Annotated in this window: 19 protein-coding genes; 12 read left to right on the plus strand and 7 right to left on the minus strand. The window is 64.3% G+C overall.

What is annotated here, in order from left to right; all coding sequences use genetic code 11:
- Positions 1-253 precede the first annotated feature (253 nt).
- From tcyJ to IEC33019_RS25890, 10 genes are all read left to right on the plus strand, one after another.
- A complete protein-coding gene (gene tcyJ / locus IEC33019_RS25850) occupies positions 254-1,048 on the plus strand; it encodes a cystine ABC transporter substrate-binding protein (RefSeq protein WP_070090822.1) in 795 nt (264 codons plus the stop codon).
- A complete protein-coding gene (tcyL, locus tag IEC33019_RS25855; RefSeq protein ID WP_070090823.1) occupies positions 1,045-1,713 on the plus strand; it encodes a cystine ABC transporter permease in 669 nt (222 codons plus the stop codon). Before tcyJ ends, tcyL begins: the two co-directional genes overlap by 4 nt.
- A gap of 2 nt (positions 1,714-1,715) precedes the next feature.
- Complete coding sequence (tcyN, locus tag IEC33019_RS25860; RefSeq protein WP_043208268.1) at positions 1,716-2,471, plus strand: L-cystine ABC transporter ATP-binding protein TcyN; 756 nt, start codon at positions 1,716-1,718, stop codon at positions 2,469-2,471.
- 249 nt (positions 2,472-2,720) lie between these two features.
- Positions 2,721-3,947 carry an SfnB family sulfur acquisition oxidoreductase gene (locus IEC33019_RS25865; RefSeq protein WP_070090824.1) on the plus strand — a complete coding sequence of 409 codons (1,227 nt, stop codon included), beginning with the start codon at positions 2,721-2,723 and terminating at the stop codon, positions 3,945-3,947.
- 120 nt (positions 3,948-4,067) lie between these two features.
- Positions 4,068-5,273, plus strand: coding sequence for an SfnB family sulfur acquisition oxidoreductase (locus tag IEC33019_RS25870; RefSeq protein ID WP_070090825.1), 1,206 nt, complete (start codon positions 4,068-4,070; stop codon positions 5,271-5,273).
- Positions 5,273-6,661: an LLM class flavin-dependent oxidoreductase gene (locus IEC33019_RS25875; protein WP_070090826.1), complete on the plus strand. Its 1,389-nt coding sequence runs from the start codon at positions 5,273-5,275 to the stop codon at positions 6,659-6,661. The genes IEC33019_RS25870 and IEC33019_RS25875 overlap by 1 nt, the downstream gene beginning before the upstream one ends.
- Positions 6,654-7,454, plus strand: coding sequence for a MetQ/NlpA family ABC transporter substrate-binding protein (locus IEC33019_RS25880; protein WP_070090827.1), 801 nt, complete (start codon positions 6,654-6,656; stop codon positions 7,452-7,454). The genes IEC33019_RS25875 and IEC33019_RS25880 overlap by 8 nt, the downstream gene beginning before the upstream one ends.
- 1 nt (position 7,455) lies before the next feature.
- Positions 7,456-7,581, plus strand: a complete 126-nt coding sequence (locus tag IEC33019_RS28340) for a hypothetical protein (RefSeq protein ID WP_437436773.1) — start codon at positions 7,456-7,458, stop codon at positions 7,579-7,581.
- A gap of 21 nt (positions 7,582-7,602) precedes the next feature.
- Positions 7,603-8,565 carry a methionine ABC transporter ATP-binding protein gene (locus IEC33019_RS25885; RefSeq protein WP_437436782.1) on the plus strand — a complete coding sequence of 321 codons (963 nt, stop codon included), beginning with the start codon at positions 7,603-7,605 and terminating at the stop codon, positions 8,563-8,565.
- Complete coding sequence (locus tag IEC33019_RS25890; RefSeq protein ID WP_070090829.1) at positions 8,555-9,199, plus strand: methionine ABC transporter permease; 645 nt, start codon at positions 8,555-8,557, stop codon at positions 9,197-9,199. The genes IEC33019_RS25885 and IEC33019_RS25890 overlap by 11 nt, the downstream gene beginning before the upstream one ends.
- 96 nt (positions 9,200-9,295) lie before the next feature.
- Here IEC33019_RS25890 and dibA read toward each other — a convergent pair whose 3' ends face one another.
- Positions 9,296-11,191 (minus strand): phosphodiesterase DibA, encoded by a 1,896-nt coding sequence (gene dibA / locus IEC33019_RS25895; RefSeq protein WP_070090830.1) that lies wholly within the window; start codon positions 11,189-11,191, stop codon positions 9,296-9,298.
- A 150-nt stretch (positions 11,192-11,341) separates the two neighbouring features.
- Here dibA and desA point away from each other — a divergent pair, with 150 nt between their 5' ends.
- Together desA and IEC33019_RS25905 are read left to right on the plus strand one after the other, a co-directional pair.
- Positions 11,342-12,526, plus strand: a complete 1,185-nt coding sequence (desA, locus tag IEC33019_RS25900; protein WP_070090831.1) for a delta-9 fatty acid desaturase DesA — start codon at positions 11,342-11,344, stop codon at positions 12,524-12,526.
- Positions 12,527-12,666: 140 nt separating this feature from the next.
- On the plus strand, positions 12,667-13,656 hold the full coding sequence (locus tag IEC33019_RS25905) for a GGDEF domain-containing protein (protein ID WP_170831711.1): 990 nt from the start codon (positions 12,667-12,669) through the stop codon (positions 13,654-13,656).
- 84 nt (positions 13,657-13,740) lie between these two features.
- Here the strand turns inward: IEC33019_RS25905 and IEC33019_RS25910 are convergent, their stop codons facing one another.
- The 6 genes from IEC33019_RS25910 to IEC33019_RS25935 all read right to left on the minus strand — a co-directional run bounded on the left by IEC33019_RS25910 (position 13,741) and on the right by IEC33019_RS25935 (position 19,960).
- Positions 13,741-14,949 carry a response regulator gene (locus IEC33019_RS25910; RefSeq protein ID WP_070090832.1) on the minus strand — a complete coding sequence of 403 codons (1,209 nt, stop codon included), beginning with the start codon at positions 14,947-14,949 and terminating at the stop codon, positions 13,741-13,743.
- A 139-nt stretch (positions 14,950-15,088) separates the two neighbouring features.
- Positions 15,089-16,366, minus strand: a complete 1,278-nt coding sequence (gene gabT, locus IEC33019_RS25915) for a 4-aminobutyrate--2-oxoglutarate transaminase (RefSeq protein WP_070090833.1) — start codon at positions 16,364-16,366, stop codon at positions 15,089-15,091.
- Between the two features lie 179 nt (positions 16,367-16,545).
- Positions 16,546-17,988, minus strand: a complete 1,443-nt coding sequence (gene gabD, locus IEC33019_RS25920; RefSeq protein WP_070090834.1) for an NADP-dependent succinate-semialdehyde dehydrogenase — start codon at positions 17,986-17,988, stop codon at positions 16,546-16,548.
- Positions 17,989-18,424: 436 nt separating this feature from the next.
- Entirely contained in the window at positions 18,425-18,700 is a 276-nt protein-coding gene (locus IEC33019_RS25925) for a DUF971 domain-containing protein (RefSeq protein WP_070090835.1), read from the minus strand.
- Positions 18,700-19,665 (minus strand): HEAT repeat domain-containing protein, encoded by a 966-nt coding sequence (locus tag IEC33019_RS25930; protein ID WP_070090836.1) that lies wholly within the window; start codon positions 19,663-19,665, stop codon positions 18,700-18,702. Before IEC33019_RS25930 ends, IEC33019_RS25925 begins: the two co-directional genes overlap by 1 nt.
- A gap of 49 nt (positions 19,666-19,714) precedes the next feature.
- Entirely contained in the window at positions 19,715-19,960 is a 246-nt protein-coding gene (locus tag IEC33019_RS25935) for a 4Fe-4S dicluster domain-containing protein (protein ID WP_043208219.1), read from the minus strand.
- Positions 19,961-20,071 lie beyond the last annotated feature (111 nt).

The raw sequence follows: 20,071 nt of genomic DNA on the forward strand, positions 1-20,071 counted from the left end.
ACGCGGCCGCGCTATGGAATTCACTGTACGGCAAATCCAGTGCTTGGAAAAAACAACGCTTTATTCCATCCTGCGCTAAGTCGGGTATAAGCAGCACTGACAGAGTGTGTATTCCTCGCCTACCCTCAATGCTGCTAAATCTGACAAACATCAGAAAAAGAAATAACAAAAGAAGTTTTTATTATTTCCAGGCCTATAAAGGCCACCTCTATAGTCGCCACCCACTACTTCCACAACAAGCGCGGGGCCCTACATGACCATCTTCGCCAAACCTCTTCTCAACGCCAGCCTGGCCCTCCTGCTGGGTACCGGCCTGTTCAGCCAAGCCTTTGCTGGCGAGCAGCTCAAGACCATCCAGGAAAAAGGCAGCATCAGCGTCGGCCTGGAAGGCACCTACCCCCCGTTCAGCTTCGTTGACGAGAACGGCAAGCTCGCCGGCTTCGAGGTGGAACTGTCCGAACTGCTGGCCAAGGAGCTGGGCGTCAAGGTCAAGCTCCAGCCGACCAAGTGGGATGGCATCCTCGCCGCGCTGGAGTCCAAGCGCCTGGACGTGGTCATCAACCAGGTGACCATCTCCGACGAGCGCAAGAAGAAGTATGACTTCTCCGAGCCCTACACCATCTCTGGCATCCAGGCCCTGATCCTGAAGAAAAAAGCCGAGCAGCTGAACATTCACAAGGCCGCAGACCTGGCTGGCAAGAAAGTCGGCGTAGGCCTGGGCACCAACTACGAGCAGTGGGTGAAGAAGGACGTCCCGCAAGCCGACGTGCGCACCTATGAAGACGACCCGAGCAAGTTCGCCGACCTGCGCAACGGGCGCATCGACGCGATCCTGATCGACCGCCTGGCCGCCCTGGAATACGCCCAGAAAGCCAAGGACACCGAACTTGCCGGCGAAGCCTTCTCGCGCCTGGAGTCGGGCGTTGCCCTGCGCAAGGGCGAGCCTGAGCTGCTCGCGGCGATCAACAAGGCGCTGGACAAGCTCAAGGCCGATGGCAGCCTGGCCAAGCTGTCCGAGAAATACTTCGGTGCCGACGTCACTAAATGATTTCCGAAAGCCTGCAACTTGTCATCGACTCCGCGCCCTTCTTGCTCAAGGGCGCGGGTTACACGGTGCTGCTCAGTGTCGGCGGCATGTTCTTCGGCCTGGTCCTGGGCTTCGCCCTGGCCCTGATGCGCCGCTCCAAGATCCTGCCGCTTGACTGGCTGGCCCGGGTGTATGTCTCGTTCTTCCGGGGCACGCCGCTGCTGGTGCAGTTGTTCGTGATCTACTTCGGCATGCCGCAGATCGGTATCGAGCTCGACCCGATCCCGGCCTCGCTGATCGGCCTTTCGCTGAACATGGCCGCGTACATCTGCGAAATCCTGCGCGCGGCGATCTCCTCGATCGACCGTGGCCAGTGGGAAGCGGCCGCCAGCATCGGCATGACCCGCACCCAGGCCATGCGCCGGGCGATCCTGCCACAGGCCATGCGCACCGCCTTGCCGCCGCTGGGCAACAGCTTCATTTCCCTGGTCAAGGACACCGCCCTGGCGGCGACCATCCAGGTGCCTGAGCTGTTCCGCCAGGCGCAGCTGATCACCGCCCGGACCTTCGAAGTCTTCACCATGTACCTGGCTGTGGCAGTGATCTACTGGATCCTGTGCACCATCCTTGCGCACTTCCAGAACCGCATGGAAGCGCGGGTCAACCAGCACGACCAGGAGCACTGAAGATGATCGTAGTAGAAGGCCTGACCAAGCAGTTCAAGGGCCAGACCGTGCTCAACGGCATCGACCTGACCGTCCAGCCCGGCGAAGTGGTGGCCATCATCGGCCCCAGCGGCTCGGGCAAGACCACCTTCCTGCGCTGCCTCAACCTGCTGGAAACGCCCGACGCCGGACGCATCCAGATCGGCGACATCAGCATCGACGCCAACCGCTCGCTGGGCAGCCAGCAAGGCGCGATCCGCCGCCTGCGCCAGCAGGCCGGTTTCGTGTTCCAGAACTTCAACCTGTTCCCTCACCGCACCGCCCTGGAGAACGTCATCGAAGGGCCGGTGATCGTCAAGAAGACGCCCCGGGACAAAGCCGTCGAACTGGGCCGGCGCCTGCTGGCCAAGGTCGGCCTGGCCGGCAAGGAAGACGCCTACCCACGGCGCCTGTCCGGCGGCCAGCAGCAACGGGTGGCCATCGCCCGGGCCCTGGCCATGGAGCCTGAGGTGATCCTCTTCGACGAACCGACCTCCGCGCTCGACCCCGAGCTGGTCGGCGAGGTACTGGCGACCATCCGCGGCCTGGCCGAGGAGAAGCGCACCATGATCATCGTCACCCACGAGATGAGTTTTGCCCGGGACGTGGCCAACCGGGTGATCTTCTTCGACAAGGGTGTGATCGTGGAGCAGGGCGAGGCCAAGGCGCTGTTCGCCAATCCCAAGGAAGAACGGACGCGGCAGTTCCTGCGTAAGTTTCTGGGCACTGCGGCGGGCTGATTTTCTCGCTGTCACCACTGACGCATTCACGGGTAAACCCGCTCCCACAGAGTTCGACGCAAGCTCTGTTGGAGCGGGTTTACCCGCGAATGCGTGCGCGTGGGCGATACCAAAACCTGACCTTCTATAGATAGTCCAAAAAGTTAGTTCATAAAGTTTTTATAAACCAATAGGGTATATAGACCGGACCACCGGACCAGCAAATGTCTGTCGCTGCCAGCGACGCTTTCAACTATTGTGAGGTAAGGAATGGTCTGGTCCACAAGCGATCTCGACAGCTCACCCCCGCTACTGCCGGCCAAGGTATTGCGCAACGACGCCGAGGCCCTCCAGGCCGCCCGGGAATTGGCCGACGCGGCCCGCCAACAGGCTTCGCGCCGTGACCAGCAGCGCAAGCTGCCCTGGGCCGAGATCGAACAGTTCACCCGCAGCGGCCTGGGCAGCATCAGCATCCCCAAGGCCCATGGCGGCCCCGAGGTCTCGTTCCAGACCATCGCCGAAGTCTTCCGCGTGATCAGCGCCGCCGACCCGGCCCTGGGGCAGATTCCGCAGAACCAGTTCGGCATGATCCAGCTGCTGCGCCTGACCGCCACCGAGGATCAGCAGGCCGCGCTGTTCCGCTCCGTGCTGGACGGCTGGCGTATCGGCAATGCCGGGCCTGAGCGCGGCACCAAGGACACCCTCACCCTCAAGGCGCGGATCACCCGCGACGGCGAGCGCTATCGCATCAGCGGCGAGAAGTTCTACTCCACCGGCGCCCTGTTCGCCCATTGGGTAGCGGTCAAGGCCCTGGATGAAGAGGGTCGCCAGCGCCTGGCCTTCGTGCGCCGGGGTAGCCCGGGCCTGCGCATCGTCGATGACTGGTCCGGCTTCGGCCAACGCACCACCGCCAGTGGCACCGTGCTGCTGGACCAGGTCCCGGTTGACGCCGAGCTCGTGGTGGACAACTGGCGCCAGCGCGACGTGCCCAATACCCAGGGCGCGGCCTCACAGTTGATCCAGGCCGCCATCGATGCCGGTATCGCCGAAGCGGCCATCGAAGATGCCATCACCTTCGTGCGCGAGAAGTCCCGCCCATGGATCGAGGCCAAGGTCGACCGGGCCAGCGACGACCCCTATGTGATCGCCGACATCGGCCGCCTCAAGCTGGAGCTGCACGCTGCCGAGGCGCTGCTGCGCAAGGCCGCCCAGGTGCTCGACGAGGTCAATGCCGGCCCGGTGGACGAGGTGTCGGCAGCCCGCGCCTCGATCGCCGTGGCCGAGGCCAAGGTGCTGACCACCGAAGTGGCCTTGCAGGCCAGCGAGAAGCTCTTCGAGCTGGCCGGCAGCCGCGCCACCCTCGCCGAGTTCAACCTCGACCGCCACTGGCGCAATGCCCGCGTGCACACCCTGCACGACCCGGTGCGCTGGAAGTACCACGCCGTCGGCGCCTGGCACCTCAACGGCACCCGCCCTGCCCGTCATTCCTGGATTTGAGCGAGCCTGCGCCTGCACCTGCGCTGAACCCTGTGGGCGCCACGAGGGAACCAGCGGGCGCTGGCGACAGCCTGCGATGGGGCGCAAAGCGGCCCCCTGCGATCCGCACTGGAGAAACACATGAACGCACTGACCCACCCCACCCCCAAGGCGGCGGTCATCACCAGCGATGCCCAAGCCCTGGCCGTCGCCGAAGACCTCGCCCAGCAATTACAGCGTGACAGCGCCCTGCGCGACCGCGAACGCCTCCTGCCTCACGCCGAACTCGAACTGTTCACCCGCTCCGGCCTGTGGGGTATCAGCGTGCCCAAGGCCTTTGGCGGCGCCGGCGTGTCCAACGTCACCCTGGCCAAGGTCATCGCCCGCATCGCCCAGGCCGATGCCGCCCTGGGACAGATCCCGCAAAACCACTTCTATGCCCTGGAAGTGCTTCGGGTGAACGGCTCGCCCGAGCAGCAGCGGCGCCTCTACGCCGAGGTCCTGGCAGGCCGGCGCTTGGGCAATGCCCTGGCCGAACTGGGCACCAAGACCGCCCATGACCGCACCACCCGCCTGAGCCGTGACCGCGATGGCCTGCGCATCAATGGCCGCAAGTTCTACGCCACTGGCGCCCTATACGCCCAGCGCATCCCCACGTCGGTAGTCGATGATGCCGGCGTTCAGCAGTTGGTGTTCGTGCCTGCGGACAGCCCCGGCCTGCAGGTGATCGATGACTGGAGCGGCTTCGGCCAGCGCACCACCGGCAGTGGTTCCGTGGTGTTCGACAACGTGCAGGTTCACGACGAGGACGTGGTGCCCTTCCAGAGCGCCTTCGACCGCCCAACGCCCGTCGGCCCCTTGGCGCAGATCCTCCATGCCGCGATCGACACCGGCATCGCACGCGCCGCCCTTGAGGACGCCCTGCACTTTGTGCGCACCCGCAGCCGACCGTGGGTCGACTCGGGTATCGACAAGGCCAGTGATGACCCACTCACGCTCAGAAGCTTCGGTCATCTGACCATCCGCCTGCACGCTGCCGAGGCCTTGCTGGAGCGGGCCGGGGCGTTCCTTGACCGGGCTCGCGACGACAGCAGCGCCGACAACGTCGCCGCCGCGTCCATCGCCGTCGCCGAAGCCCGGGCGATCAGCACCGAGGTGTCCCTCGCCGCCGGCACCACCCTGTTCGAACTGGCCGGCAGCCAGGCCACCCTGGCCGAGCACAACCTCGACCGGCACTGGCGCAACGCCCGCGTGCACACCTTGCACGACCCGGTGCGCTGGAAGTACCACGCCATCGGCAACTACTACCTCAACGGGGAAAACCCGCCCCGCCGGGGGACCATCTGATGGCCAGAGAGATCCTGCTCAACGCTTTCAACATGAATTGCATCGGGCATATCAACCATGGCCTGTGGACCCATCCACGGGACACCTCGACCCAGTACAAGACCCTGGCCTACTGGACCGACCTGGCACGTCTGCTGGAACGCGGACTGTTCGATGGGCTGTTCATCGCCGACATCGTCGGCACCTACGACGTGTATGGGCAGTCACTGGATGTGACGCTCAAGGAGTCGATCCAACTGCCGGTCAACGACCCGCTGCTGCTGGTCTCGGCCATGGCTGCAGTCACCCGCCACCTGGGCTTCGGCCTGACCGCCAACCTCACCTACGAGGCGCCCTACCTGTTCGCCCGGCGCCTCTCCACCCTTGACCACCTGAGCAACGGTCGGGTCGGCTGGAACATCGTCACCGGCTACCTGGACAGCGCCGCCCGGGCCATGGGCCTGGCCCAGCAACCCGAGCACGACCGGCGCTACGACCAGGCCGACGAATACCTGCAGGTGCTGTACAAGCTGCTCGAAGGCAGCTGGGATGACGACGCCGTGATCGCCGACCGTGAGCGGCGGGTCTACGCCGAGCCGGGCAAAGTGCGCAAAGTCCAGCATCACGGCGAGTTCTACAAGGTCGAGGGCTACCACCTGTGCGAGCCTTCGCCGCAACGCACACCGGTCTTGTTCCAGGCAGGCAGTTCGCCCCGGGGCCTGGCATTCGCAGGCCAACACGCCGAGTGCGTGTTCATCAGCGGCCAGGACCAAGCCGCCACCCGCGCACAGGTCGACAAGGTCCGTGCTGCCGCCCGCGCCGCTGGCCGCGACCCACGAGCGATCAAGGTGTTCATGGGCATCACCGTGATCGTCGCGCCGACCGAGGCCCAGGCCCGCGCCAAGCATGCCGAATACCTACGCCATGCCAGCCCCGAAGCGGGCGTGGCGCATTTTGCCAGTTCCACGGGTATCGATTTTGCCGCCTATGGGCTGGACGAACCGATTGGCTTTGCCAAAAGCAACGCGATCCAATCGGCCACCCGCCAGTTGCAGGACAACGCCTGGACCCGCCGCCGCCTGCTTCAGCAGCACGCTCTGGGAGGCCGCTACGTAACGCTGGTCGGCGCCCCCGAGCAGGTTGCCGAACAACTGATCGAGTGGATCGATCAGACCGGCCTGGATGGCTTCAACCTGACCCGCACCGTGACCCCGGAAAGCTTCGAAGACTTCATCGACCTGGTCGTCCCCGAGCTGCAACGGCGTGACCGCTACAAGATCGCCTACGCCGAAGGCGCCCTGCGCGAAAAACTGTTTGGCGCACCTCATCCCTACCTGCCTGCTGGCCACCCCGGCGCCGCCTACCGCAACCCAACCCCTGCCCCGACTGGAGCCCTGCACCATGCTTGAGAAACTGTTCCGGCCCGTCGCGGCCGCTGTCTTGTCCCTGAGCCTGGCCGGCGCCGCGACCGCCGCCGAGCCGCTGAAGATCGGCACCACCGCCGCCTTCGCCATCCCGCTGGAAGCCGCGGTGGAAGAAGCCCACAAACAAGGCCTGGAGGTGAAGCTGATCGAGTTCAGCGACTGGATCGCACCCAACGTTAGCCTCAACAGCGGCGACATCGACGTGAACTACTTCCAGCACATCCCCTTCCTGGAAAACGCCAAGGCCGCTGCCGGCTTCAACCTGGTGCCCTACGCCCCCGGCATCATCAACAACGTCGGGCTCTACTCCAAACGCTACAAAAGTTTCGCCGAGCTGCCCGAGGGCGCCAGCGTGGCCATCGCCAACGACCCGATCAACAGCGGGCGCGGCCTGCAACTGCTGGCCAAGGCCGGGCTGATCACCCTCAAGCCGGGCGTAGGCTACAAGGCCACCGAGGACGACATCGTCACCAACCCCAAGAAACTGAAGATCCTGCAAGTCGAGGCCGTGCAATTGGTGCGCGCCTATGATGACGCCGACCTGGTCCAGGGCTACCCGGCCTACATCCGCCTGGCCAACAGCTTCGATGCCACCTCGGCGCTGCTGTTCGACGGCCTGGAGAACAAGGAGTACGTGATCCAGTTCGTGATTCGCCCACAAAGCAAGGCAGACCCACGCCTGGCGAAATTCGTCGATATCTACCAGCACTCACCGGCCGTGCGCGCTGCCCTGAACAAAGCCCATGGCAGCCTGTACCAGGCCGGCTGGGAGGGCTGAGATGAGCAGCGCCAGCGCCCTCAAGGCGCCCATCCCGCAAGGCTCCCCGACGCCCGCCAGCGAGCAGGTCCTGCGCCCGGAGGTCAACGAAGCCCATGTGCGCTTCATCGGCCTGGGCAAGACCTAGTCCGGCCAGGCGCAACCCGCCCTGCACGGCATCGACCTGAACATCCGTCGGGGCGAAATCTTCGGCATCATTGGCCGTAGCGGTGCCGGCAAGTCATCCCTGCTGCGCACCATCAATCGCCTGGAGCAGCCCAGCCAGGGTCGGGTGCTGATCGACCAGACCGACATCGCGCCCTTCGATGAAGACCGGCTCGTTACCCTGCGCCGACGCATCGGCATGATTTTCCAGCACTTCAACCTGATGTCGGCCAAGACCGTATGGCAGAACGTCGAGCTGCCCTTGAAGGTCGCCGGCGTACCCAAGGCCGAGCGCCAGCGCAAGGTCAGCGAGCTGCTGGAACTGGTGGGCCTGGCACACAAGCACCCGGTGTACCCGGCGCAACTCTCCGGGGGGCAGAAACAGCGCGTCGGCATCGCCCGGGCGCTGGTACATGACCCTGAGATCTTGCTATGCGACGAGGCCACCTCAGCGCTGGACCCCGAAACCACCGCCTCGATTCTCGAGCTGCTGCGCGACATCAACCAGCGCCTTGGACTGACCGTGGTGCTGATCACCCACGAGATGTCGGTGATACGCGATATCTGCCACCGGGTGGTGGTGCTCGAACGCGGCGAGATCGTCGAGCAGGGCGAGGTCTGGCGGGTGTTCGGCTCACCGCGCCACGAGGTGACCCGCACGCTGCTCGCGCCCTTGCAGGCCAGGTTGCCCGCCGCCCTGCAGGCCAACCTGCGCGCCAACCCGACGGGCCCCGGTGATGCCATGGTGCTGCGCCTGAACCTGCTGGGCGAGCCGCAGTTGTCGGACCTGTTCAACGACCTGGGCGGGCGGATACGTCTGCTTCAAGGCGGCATCGAGACCATCGGCACCCATGCCCTGGGGCAACTGGTGCTGTCCGTGCAGGGCTCGCCCCATGCATCGCACCAGTTGCTCGAACGCGCCAGGCGCTGGGCCGAGGATGTGGAGGTACTGGGTTATGTGGCTTGATCGTCTGCTCGAAGGCTTGCTCGATACGCTGTTGATGGTGGGCGTGTCGTCGCTCATCGCGTTGGTGGTCGGCGTGCCGATGGCGGTACTGCTGGTCACCAGCGACAAGGGTGGGATCTTCGAAGCACCGGTGCTGAATCGGGCGCTGGGCGCGATCGTCAACCTGTTCCGCTCGATCCCGTTCCTGATCCTGATGGTCGCGCTGATCCCCTTTACCCGCCTGGTAGTGGGCACCACCTACGGGGTATGGGCCGCCGTGGTTCCCCTGACCATCGCCGCCACGCCGTTCTTCGCACGGATCGCCGAGGTCAGCCTGCGCGAGGTCGACCATGGCCTGGTCGAAGCCGCCCAGGCCATGGGGTGCCGGCGCTGGCACATCGTTTGGCATGTGTTGCTGCCCGAGGCACTGCCTGGGATCGTCGGCGGCTTCACCATCACCCTGGTGACCTTGATCAATTCCTCGGCCATGGCGGGCGCCATCGGCGCGGGAGGATTGGGCGATATCGCCTATCGCTATGGCTACCAGCGCTTCGACAGCCAGATCATGCTGACCGTGATCGCCATGCTGGTGGCCTTGGTGGCGGTGATCCAGCTGGGTGGGGATCGCTTGGCCAAGGGGCTGAACAAGCGTTAGCCTTTGGGGCCGCTGCGCGGCCCTTTCGCGGCACAAGGCCGCTCCTACACGGGTACAGCGCAATCTGCGATGGGCTGCAAAGCAGCCCTAAGCATCTCAGCGCCAGCGTAAATCCGCCGCCGGCATCGGCCGCCCGTACCAGTATCCCTGCCCCAGGTCGCACTGCTGCTCCAGCAGGAAGCGCGCCTGTTCGGCCTGTTCGATCCCTTCGGCATGCACCTGCATGCCCATGCTGCGGGCCAGGGCGATGATCACCCGCACGATGGCAATGTCGTCTTCATCGCTGGGCAGGCCTGCCACGAAGCCCTGGTCGATCTTGAGCTTCTGGACCGGCAGGCGCTTGAGTCGCAGCAACGACGAGTACCCCGTGCCGAAATCATCGATGGCCAGGCTCAGCCCCAGCTCGCGCAGCCGGTGCAATTGCTCCAGCGCCACTTCCGGGTCCTCCATCACCGCGCTCTCGGTGACCTCCAGCTCCAGCAACGCAGGGTCCAGGCCGGTATCATGCAGCACCTCGGCCACCTGGCGGTACAGCTCGCGCTGGCCGAACAGGCGGCTTGAGATGTTCACGGCGACGAACTGCAGCTCACGCCCTTCGACCTGCCATTGCATCATCTGCCGGCACGACTGACGCAGCACCCAGGCGTCGATCTCGGCAATCAACCCGGTGCGCTCGGCAATGGGGATGAACTCGCCCGGCGAAACCATCCCACGGGTGGGGTGCTCCCAGCGCACCAGTGCCTCGACGCCGACCAACTTGTTGTTCAACAGGTCATGCACAGGCTGGTAGAACACCCGCAACTCCTGATGCTCCAGCGCCCGACGCAACTCGCCGGCGGTCTCCACGCGCTGCTGGGCATGGGCGGTCAACTCCTCGGTGTACAGGGCATAGCAGGCACGGCCGTTGTTCTTGGCCTTGAACAGCGCCGCATCGGCGTTGCGCAGCAGCTGCGCGGCACTTTGCGCATCACTTGGGAACAGACTGATACCGACACTCACACTGATGAACAGGCGATGCCCTTCGAAGACGAACGGCTCGCGCATGCGTTCGATGATGGCCTGGGCCAGGGTGGCAGCCTGGCCGACCTGCGGGCAGTTCTCGGCCAGCACGCCGAATTCATCCCCGCCCAGGCGCGCCAGGGTCACGCCACTGCCCAGCAGGTCACGCAAGCGCTCGCCCACCAGCTTGAGCAACTGGTCGCCCAAGGTATGCCCCAGGCCATCGTTGATGCTCTGGAAATGGTCGAGGTCCAGCAGCAACAGCGCGCATCCGCGCTTGTTGGTCTGGGCCATCGCCAACGCCTGCTCGGCACGGTCGTTGAACAACAGGCGGTTGGGCAGGCCGGTCAGCGGGTCGTGGTGCGCCAGGTAGGCCAGCTCCTGCTCGGTGTGCTTGATCGCACTGATATCGCTGAACACCGCCACATAATGGGTGAGCGCGCCTGCATCGTCGCGAATCGCGCAGATCGTCTGCCACTGCGGGTAGATTTCGCCGCTCTTGCGGCGGTTCCAGATCTCTCCGCTCCACTCGCCTCCCTCGGCCAACGAAGCATAGATCTGCTGATAGAACGGCGGGCCATGGCGACCGGATTTGAACTTGCTCGGGCGCTGGCCGAGCACTTCATCCTGGGCATAGCCGGTGATGCGCATGAAGGCACGGTTGACATGCACGATCAGGCCACTGCTGTCGGTCACCAGTACCCCTTCGAGGGTGCTGTCGAACACCGCCGCAGCCATGCGCAGACGTTCGCGATCCTCACTGCGCAGCCGCGCACCGATACCGATGAAATTGAGCAGACGGGCACGGGAGACGAAGATCAATCCGGCAGTGAGCAGCATCCAGACGAATGCATTGAGCTGCCGCCCGACCGCCAGCACCTCGGGATCCTCGAAAAGACCCTCCAAAACCTGCTCTGACATCACCAGCCAAAGCAACGAGAACACCAGGTACAGCGCAGCCATGCGCAAGGCGTCGCGAACGGAAACAGACATGTCGGGTGGATAAGCCCATGAAAAATAATGGGGCATTATAAAGGCTGAAACATGCCGTGACTTCCTATCGGAAAGGGCGACTGGTTTTATTTCCTCACCCGGTGATAATGCCCGCGCTGTTCCCCTGTTTTTTCGAGGGTCTCTACACCTATGTGGTACTACGGTTTTCTCGATCTGTCGGCCTGGCAACTGGTCGGCGTCACCCTGCTGATGACCCATGTGACCATCATCAGCGTCACTATCTATCTACACCGCTACTCCGCCCACCGTGCCTTGGAGCTCAACGCCGGGCTCAAGCATTTCTTCCGTTTCTGGTTGTGGCTGACCACCGCCCAGAACACCCGCGAATGGACCGCTGTGCATCGCAAGCACCACGCCAAGTGCGAAACCGCCGACGATCCCCACAGCCCGCTCTACAAGGGCCTGGGTACCGTGCTGCGCAAGGGCGCCGAGCTCTACCGCGAAGAAGCACGCAACCCCGAGACCCTGCGCATCTATGGCAAGAACTGCCCGGACGACTGGATCGAGCGCAACCTCTATTCGCGCTACAAGCTCGGCGGCATTGCCCTGATGGCAGTGATCGACCTGCTGCTGTTCGGCACCATCGGCATCACCATCTGGGCGGTGCAGATGATGTGGATCCCCTTCTGGGCCGCGGGCGTGGTCAATGGCCTGGGTCATGCGTTGGGCTATCGCAACTTCGAATGCCGGGATGCGGCCACCAACCTGGTGCCCTGGGGCATCGTGATCGGCGGCGAGGAGCTGCACAACAACCACCACACCTACCCCAACTCGGCCAAGCTTTCGGTCAAGCGCTGGGAGTTCGACATGGGCTGGATGTGGATTCGCCTGCTGTGCCTGCTGCGCCTGGCCAAAGTCCAGCGCGTGGCGCCCATCGCCCATCGGGTCGAGGGCAAGGCGCACCTGGACATGGACACCGCCATGGCCATCCTCAACAACCGCTTCCAGATCATGGCCCAGTACCGCAAGCTGGTCATCGCGCCGCTGGTCAAGCAGGAGCTGGCCCGAGTCGATACCTCGGTGCGCCACCACTTCCGTCGTGCCAAACGCCTGCTGTCGCGTGAAACGAGCCTGCTAGAGGACCGCCATCACGTGCGCATCGAGTCCATGCTCGCCCACAGCCAGTCGCTCAAGACCATCTACGAAAAGCGCCTGGCCCTGCAGCAGATCTGGGCTCGCACCAGCGCCAACGGCCATGACATGCTGGCCGCCATGAAAGACTGGATCCACGAAGCGGAAGCCAGCGGCATCCAGGCCCTACGCGACTTTGCCGACCAGCTGAAAACCTACTCCCTGCGCCCTTCCGGGGCCTGAGCACCGTTGATCGGCGCGCCTCGTCATGGGGCGTGCCGACCGGAACTTCACCCCCCTCCTCGACTCAAATCCGGCATATCGCCCGCGTGGCGGGCCGGATCGTGGCCGCACGCTTTCACGCCGAGAACCGCTCCGTGCTCATGGCCAAAGACCTCACCTCGACCCTCTTCGGCAATCCACCGCCGGAACTTGCACAGACCCTGCTCGCCCTGCTCCATGCCCAGGGCGAAGTCGCCCGACTGAGCGAACGCGAGCAGCTCTACAGTTCACTGCTCGACAGCGTCAACGCCGTGCTGTGGGCATTCGACTGGGAAACCCGCCGGGTGCTCTATGCCAGCCCCGCCTATGAGCGCATCTTCGGTCGCCCGGCCAGCCTGGTACTGGCCGACTACAACGCCTGGCGCGACAGCATCTACCCGGACGACCTGGAATACGCCGAGCGCAGCCTGGCGCAAGTGCTGGACACCGGCTCAGTGGAAGACCGCGAGTACCGCATCATCAATGCCGCAGGCCAGGTGCGCTGGCTGAGCGACAAGTGCTACGTCAACCAGCAGCGCGACACCGACCAACGCGTAATCATCGTCGGCATCGCCGAGGACATCACCGAGAAGAAACAGCTCGAAGGCGAGCTGCAGCGCCTGGCCACCACCGATGTGCTGACCCAGAGCAGCAATCGCCGCCACTTCTTCGAGTGCGCCCGCCAGGCCCTGGAAACCGCCCGGGAAGAAGGCAAGCCTCTGGCCTTCCTGCTGCTGGACATCGATGACTTCAAGCAGATCAACGACACCTATGGCCACCAGGAAGGTGACCAGGTACTGCAACGCATCGCCGACAGCGGACGCGCCGTGCTACGCCGGGGCGATCTGTTCGGGCGAATCGGCGGCGAGGAGTTCGCCGCCGTGTTCCCCGGCTGCACCGCCCAGATCGCCGAACAGATCGCCGGACGGCTGCAACGGGAGATCCAGCACTTGAGCTTCAGCCATGGGCAGCAGGTGTATGGCGTCACGGTCAGCCAAGGCGTAACCGAACTCACCGACCAGGACGACCTCATCGATGCCCTCTTCGCCCGTGCCGACGCCGCCATGTACCAGGCCAAGCGTCAGGGCAAGAACCAGATCGTGCGGGGCTGACACGCTCGGTAGCACCCCTCCCTTGAAGAGTTGGGGCCGCTGCGTGCCCCATCACAGCCTACGCGCAGTTTTTCTCCGCTAGCGTTAGACCTGCCTGCGTAACCGGCTCAGCTCCGCCATCCCCAGCTTGAGCAGGCGGGCTGTCTTGCTGCTAGCGACTTTCTCGAGGCCCTGCTCCACCGGCAGACGCGACAGTTGCCCGGCCAGGTTCATGGCCAGGATCTCCCGGGAATAGACACCACCGCCGAGCTGGTAGATCGCGGCGATCAGCTCGCGCAGGCTCAGCGGCAGGCGCCAGCGGGTGCGCAGCGCCGAGCCAAAGGCGGCGCCAAACTCATTGAGCGCCAGCTGTACCTGGTCCTCGTCCAGCTCACCGCCGGCCAGGCACCACTCCTGCAAGCAACGCAGCACGGCCAGATCGCCCAGGCAATGCAGCAAGCCCGCGCAGTAACAGCGTTCTTCATCGAGTTCGAGCAGGCGCGCCAGGCTGCGGGCATACTCAGCGGTGTGCAGCGAAAGGTCCCAGAAATGCGCCGCGTGCCGCGCCAGCAATGGGTCACTCAGGCGCGCACTGCGCTTGAGGGCCAGCCCCAGGATAAGGTTCATGCTCTGGGTACTGCCGAGCTTGTTCAAGGCCTGCAACAGCGTCTGCACTGGTACTTCGCTATGCAGCGCGGCACTGTTGGCAGCGGCAATCAGCACCGCCGTGATCTGTGGATCGTTGCGCACCTCTTCTTCCAGCGCCTTCAGGTTCAGCCCCTGGGGATTGAGCGCGCGCTTGATCGCCGCCTGCACATCGGCCAGCAGCGGCCCGCCATCGGCGCTGGCGCGGCGCTGCTCCAGATAGGCCGGCAGCTTGATGCCCGGCTGCAAGGCCGGCACCGGGCAGGCGACCTGCTCGCCCACCTCCAGCAAGAGTTTTTCCAGGCGTTTGCGCAGGTTCTCCAGGTCCAGGGGTTTGCTCAAGTAGGCCGTCGGGTGCAGCGGCAATACCTCATGCACGCTGGCGCTGTCGTTGCGCTCGCTCATGAGGATGAATGGCAAGCTAGAGGTTTGTTGCTTAGCACGCACGTTGCGCAGCAAGTCCAGGCCGTCGCCGCCGACCAGCTCACGGGCAGCGATGATCAGATCAGGCTTGCTCGCCAGCGCGGCCAATGCTTCCGGCCCATTGGCACAGACCTGCAAACGGGCATCGCAGCGGACGCTGAGCAACATTTCGCGGAGCATATCGCGCACCCACGGATCGCCTTCGGCAATCAGTACGCAAGGCGGGATGGGGTTGGCAGCGCTCATTGGCGGGCTCCTGGTAATCCTTGACACGCAATCCGTTGCAGCATCCTGGGCAAATCCTCGGACAACGATAGCGTTCCACGCTTGGCTTGGGCATAAAAAAAACCCGCCGAAGCGGGTTTTTTTCTGAAGCGTGTCACATTCAGGCCAGCTCAGCGAAGCACTCTTCGATGATTGCCAGGCCCTTGTCCAGCAGTGCGTCTTCGGCGGTCAGCGGAACCAGAATACGCAGGACGTTGCCGTAGGTGCCGCAAGACAGCAGGATCAGGCCCTTGTCACGCGCCTTGGCCACAACCTGGGCGACGGCGGCAGCGTTCGGGGTGTGGGTGCCTTTTTCGAAGACTTCCACAGCGATCATGGAGCCCAGACCACGCACGTCACCGATGATCGGGTGCTTTTCCTGGATCTTGCGCAGGCCAGCGGTCAGGCGCTCGCCGACAGCCTTGCTGCGATCCAGCAGTTTCTCTTCCTCGAACACCTGGATGACGGCCAGGGCCGCGGCGCAGGCGATCGGGGAGCCGGCGTAGGTACCGCCCAGGCCACCTGGGGCGATGGCGTCCATGTATTCGGCTTTGCCGCACACACCGGCCAGCGGGAAGCCGCCAGCGATGGACTTGGCGAAGGTAGTCAGGTCAGGCGCGACGCCCATCTGCTCCATGGCGAAGAAGGTACCGGTACGGCCAGCACCGGTCTGTACTTCGTCGGCGATCAGCAGGATGCCGTGCTGGTCGCACAGGGCGCGCAGACGCTTCATCAGCTCTTTCGGCGCTGGCAGGAAGCCGCCTTCACCTTGTACCGGCTCGAGGATGATGGCAGCGATGTCGCGTGGCTCGGCGTCGTTCTTGAAGATGCGCTCGACCGAGGCGATGGCGTCGTCAACGCTGATGCCGTGCAGTTCGCTCGGGAACAGGGCGCGGAAGATGCCGCCTGGCATCAGGCCCATGCCAGCGGAGTAAGGTACGACTTTACCGGTCAGACCCAGGGTCATCATGGTGCGGCCGTGGTAGCCGCCGGTGAAGGCGATCACGCCAGCACGGCCGGTGGCGGCACGGGCGATCTTGACGGCGTTCTCGACGGCTTCGGAACCGGTGGAGACCAGCAGGGTCTTCTTGGCGAAGTCGCCTGGGACCATGGCGTTGATCTTTTCGCACAGCTCTACATAGGGCTCGTACGCCAGAACCTGGAAGCAGGTGTGGCTGACTTTGGTCAGCTGCTCTTGAACGGCGGCAACCACTTTCGGGTGCAGGTGGCCGGTGTTCAGTACGGCGATGCCGCCAGCGAAGTCGATCAGTTCGCGGCCTTCAACGTCGATCACGGTCGAGTTCTTCGCGGTGTCGACGAAGATCGGGTGGATCTGGCCAACGCCACGTGGGACGGCGTTGACACGGCGTTGCATCAAGGATTCGTTGGTCTTGCTCATAATGCCCTCATTCGCGCCGACGAAATGGCGCTGTTATTCGGGGGTGGCTGGGGTCGTTCACGATCAGCATGCGTTGATCGACTGTCGCGAACACCCTGGTCACCAGGTACTACGGTGTCAAAAAGGCCAGCGAGACGTCGCTCTCGCGCCCCGCTGGCAGAGGGAAATTCAGTACGTGATCAGATGCTGATGCACAGGTACTTGATCTCGAGGTAGTCCTCGATGCCGTACTTGGAACCTTCGCGGCCCAGGCCCGAGGCCTTGATGCCACCGAACGGCGCCACTTCGTTGGAGATCAGGCCGGTGTTGATACCCACCATGCCGTATTCCAGGGCCTCGGCGACACGGAACACACGGCTCATGTCACGGGCATAGAAGTACGACGCCAGGCCGAACTCGGTGTCGTTGGACATGGCGATGACTTCGGCTTCGTCTTTGAAGCGGAACAGCGGAGCCAGCGGGCCGAAGGTTTCTTCCTTGGCCACGGCAGCGCTCTTCGGTACGTCGACCAGGATGGTCGGCTCGAAGAAGTTGCCTTCGATCAGCTTGCCGCCGGACAGCACCTTGGCGCCCTTGGAGACTGCGTCTTCGATGTGCTCCTGGACCTTGGCGACAGCCTTGCCGTCGATCAGCGGGCCAGTGGTGGTGCCTTCTTCCAGGCCGTTACCGATCTTGAGCTTGGCGACAGCGGCCTTGAGCTTCTCAGCGAACGCGTCGTAGACACCGTCCTGCACGTAGATACGGTTGGCGCAGACGCAGGTCTGGCCGTTGTTGCGGTACTTGGAGATGATCGCGCCCTCGACCGCCTTGTCCAGGTCGGCGTCGTCGAACACGATGAACGGTGCGTTACCGCCCAGCTCCAGGGAAACCTTCTTGATGTCCTTGGCGCATTCTTCCATCAGCTGGCGACCGATTTCGGTCGAGCCAGTGAAGGACAGCTTGCGAACCAGGGAGTTGCCGGTCAGCTCGCCACCGACTTCGCCAGCGCTGCCGGTGACCACGCTCAGCACACCAGCCGGGATGCCAGCACGGTTGGCCAGCTCGATCAGGGCCAGGGCGGAGTACGGGGTCTGGGAAGCAGGCTTGAGGACCATGGTGCAGCCAGCGGCCAGGGCCGGGCCGGCTTTACGGGTGATCATCGCGGCCGGGAAGTTCCACGGGGTGATCGCGGCGGTGACACCGATCGGCTGCTTGATGACGATCAGGCGCTTGTCAGGCTGATGACCTGGGATGACGTCGCCGTAGACGCGCTTGCCTTCTTCGGCGAACCACTCGATGAACGAGGCGGCGTAGGCGATCTCGCCCTTGGCTTCGGCCAGCGGCTTGCCTTGCTCGGTGGTCATCAGGCGGGCCAGGTCGTCCTGGTTCTCGATCATCAGTTCGAACCAGCGACGCAGCTTGCCAGCACGCTCTTTGGCGGTCAGTGCGCGCCAGGCCGGCAGGGCCTTGTCGGCGGCCTCGATGGCGCGACGGGTTTCGGCGGCGCCCATCTTCGGCACGGTACCGATGACTTCACCGGTAGCCGGGTTGGTCACCTTGATGGTCTGACCGTTGTCCGCGTCCAGCCACTCACCGTTGATGAAGGCTTGCTGGCGGAACAACTGAGCGTCTTTGAGCTGCATGTCGGATTCCCTTGAGAGCACCGTGCACGGACGGAGCGAATTATTGATTGTTGAACGGCGCCTGAGGGGCGCCATCAGGAATTCTTGCACCAGGGGTGTTCAACACCTGGGCATCGAGCGTTTGAAATCTCAAACGGAATGCTAAGCGGCTGCTGGGGTGTTGGACAATAGGCTGTTCGAAAAAAAGAACGAATGGTTGAACACCGAGCCGGATTTCCGGATCGGTGGTGGGCTCTGCAGCCCTTCGCGGGTGGCCCATCGCAGGCTTCGCCAGCCCCCAGAGGCTCGATCAGGTTAGCCCATAGGTCCGCTGGCGAGCGGATGGGAGGACCGACGGCCCTTCCCGGCAGGATTCACAACACGTTCTGAAGAACCATCAGCGAACGCCAACGCTGCCCGGCTGGCGGCTTTCTCCGTTGAAGGTGCAAGGGCTCGATCATCCCAATGCGCGCAAATAGGCCCACGGGTAGATGCCCCGCTCATGCCCATCGCTGAACACCAACTGCACCCCATAGCCCTGCACCTCGATCCGCTCCAACCGCACATCCTCGCGCACCACGGCGATGCCACCGCGCAGCTGCGCCGCGCGGCATTGCGAGCAGGGGCAGGCGCCGCGCAGGCGGGCATGGCTGATTGCCTGCAATCCATCGGGCCACTGCACGGCCAGTTCTCCTTGCCCATGCAGGTTGCGCAGTGCCTGGGGCGCGCTCATCAGGCCACTCCCTGCAGTTGTGCCAGGGCAATGCGCACGGCCTTGCGCACCTCAGGGTCGCCATCGGCCTCGGCGGCCCGTAGCGCTGGCAACGCCCGGGCCTGACCCAGCTCACCCAGGGCCAGCGCCGCCTCCTTGCGCAGGTTGGCGATGGCATGGCCGAGCAAGTGGGCCAGGGCCTCCAACGCCTCGCCATGGCGCAGGCGACCCAACGCCCGCGCCGCGCGCAAGCGCACCTGCCAGTAGCTGTCATCCAGGGCGGCAATCAATGCAGGCCCGGCATCGTCCAGCCCTACCTTGCCCAACGTGGTAGCGGCCTCCTCGCGTACTTGCCAGGCCTCGTCAGCCAGAGCGGCGACCAATGCGGGCAGCACACTGGCATCGCGGGCCAGGCCCAGGGCACCGATAGCGGCTCGGCGAACCTCAGTGTCCGTTTCCTCCCCAGCCAAGCGCGCCAGGGCCGCCAAGGCAGGGGCATGCTTGAGCCAGCCCAGAATGCCCACGGCCTCTCGGCGTACCGAGGCGTCGCGGTCATCGAGGGCCAGCAGCGCAGGCCCGGCGGCTTCATCCAGACGCAGTTCACGCAATGCCCGCAAGGCACTGGCGCGAACGAACGCGTCGGCATGGCTGGCCCACGGCAGGATGAGCGCGCCCGCCTCAAGGGACTTGAGCTCGCTCAGGCTCTGAGCCGCGGCCAGGCGCACCGGCTCGGCGGCATCGGCCAGAGCCGCGCACAATGCCTGTACGACTTCAGGCTCTTCCCAGGCCTCCAAGAGGCGCGCGGCTTCGGCACGGACGTCAGCATGGGGATCGACCAACACGGCATCGGTCAGCCAGGGCAGGCCGTCTGGATCTTCCAGGTCGGCCAGTTCGATCAGTGCGATGCGCCGCACGCCAGCATCGGCATCAGCCAGGCGTGGCAGCAACGCAAGGATGTCGGGGTTATCGGTGATTCGGTCGTTCATAGGGCAATCCGCAGCGGTGGAAGATCGGAGTCAGGCAGGCCCAGCGGGGTCAGCGCAGCAGATAGGGGATGTCCACCTTCACCGCGCCGGTCGGGCAGTCTTTCTCGCACGGCATGCAGTACCAGCATTCGTCGAAGGCCATGTAGGCCTTCTGGGTGGCCGGGTTGATGGCCAGCAAGTCCATGGGGCAGACCTCGACGCAGACGGTGCAGCCTTTCTCGGCGATGCATTTGTCTTCATCGATGGTGACCGGGGCGTTGCTGCGAAAGAAGATCTCTTGAGGTTGATAGGCCATTTCACGGCGTCCTTGGGGTTCGTTGAGCCTCTGCATGGTCCTGTGGGAGCAATTGTTTTGCTCTGCGGTGCCTTTTTCGCGGGTAAACCCGCTCCCTCGAACACCGCGGAC

This window comes from Pseudomonas putida (assembly GCF_002741075.1).
Lineage (GTDB): Bacteria > Pseudomonadota > Gammaproteobacteria > Pseudomonadales > Pseudomonadaceae > Aquipseudomonas > Aquipseudomonas putida_T.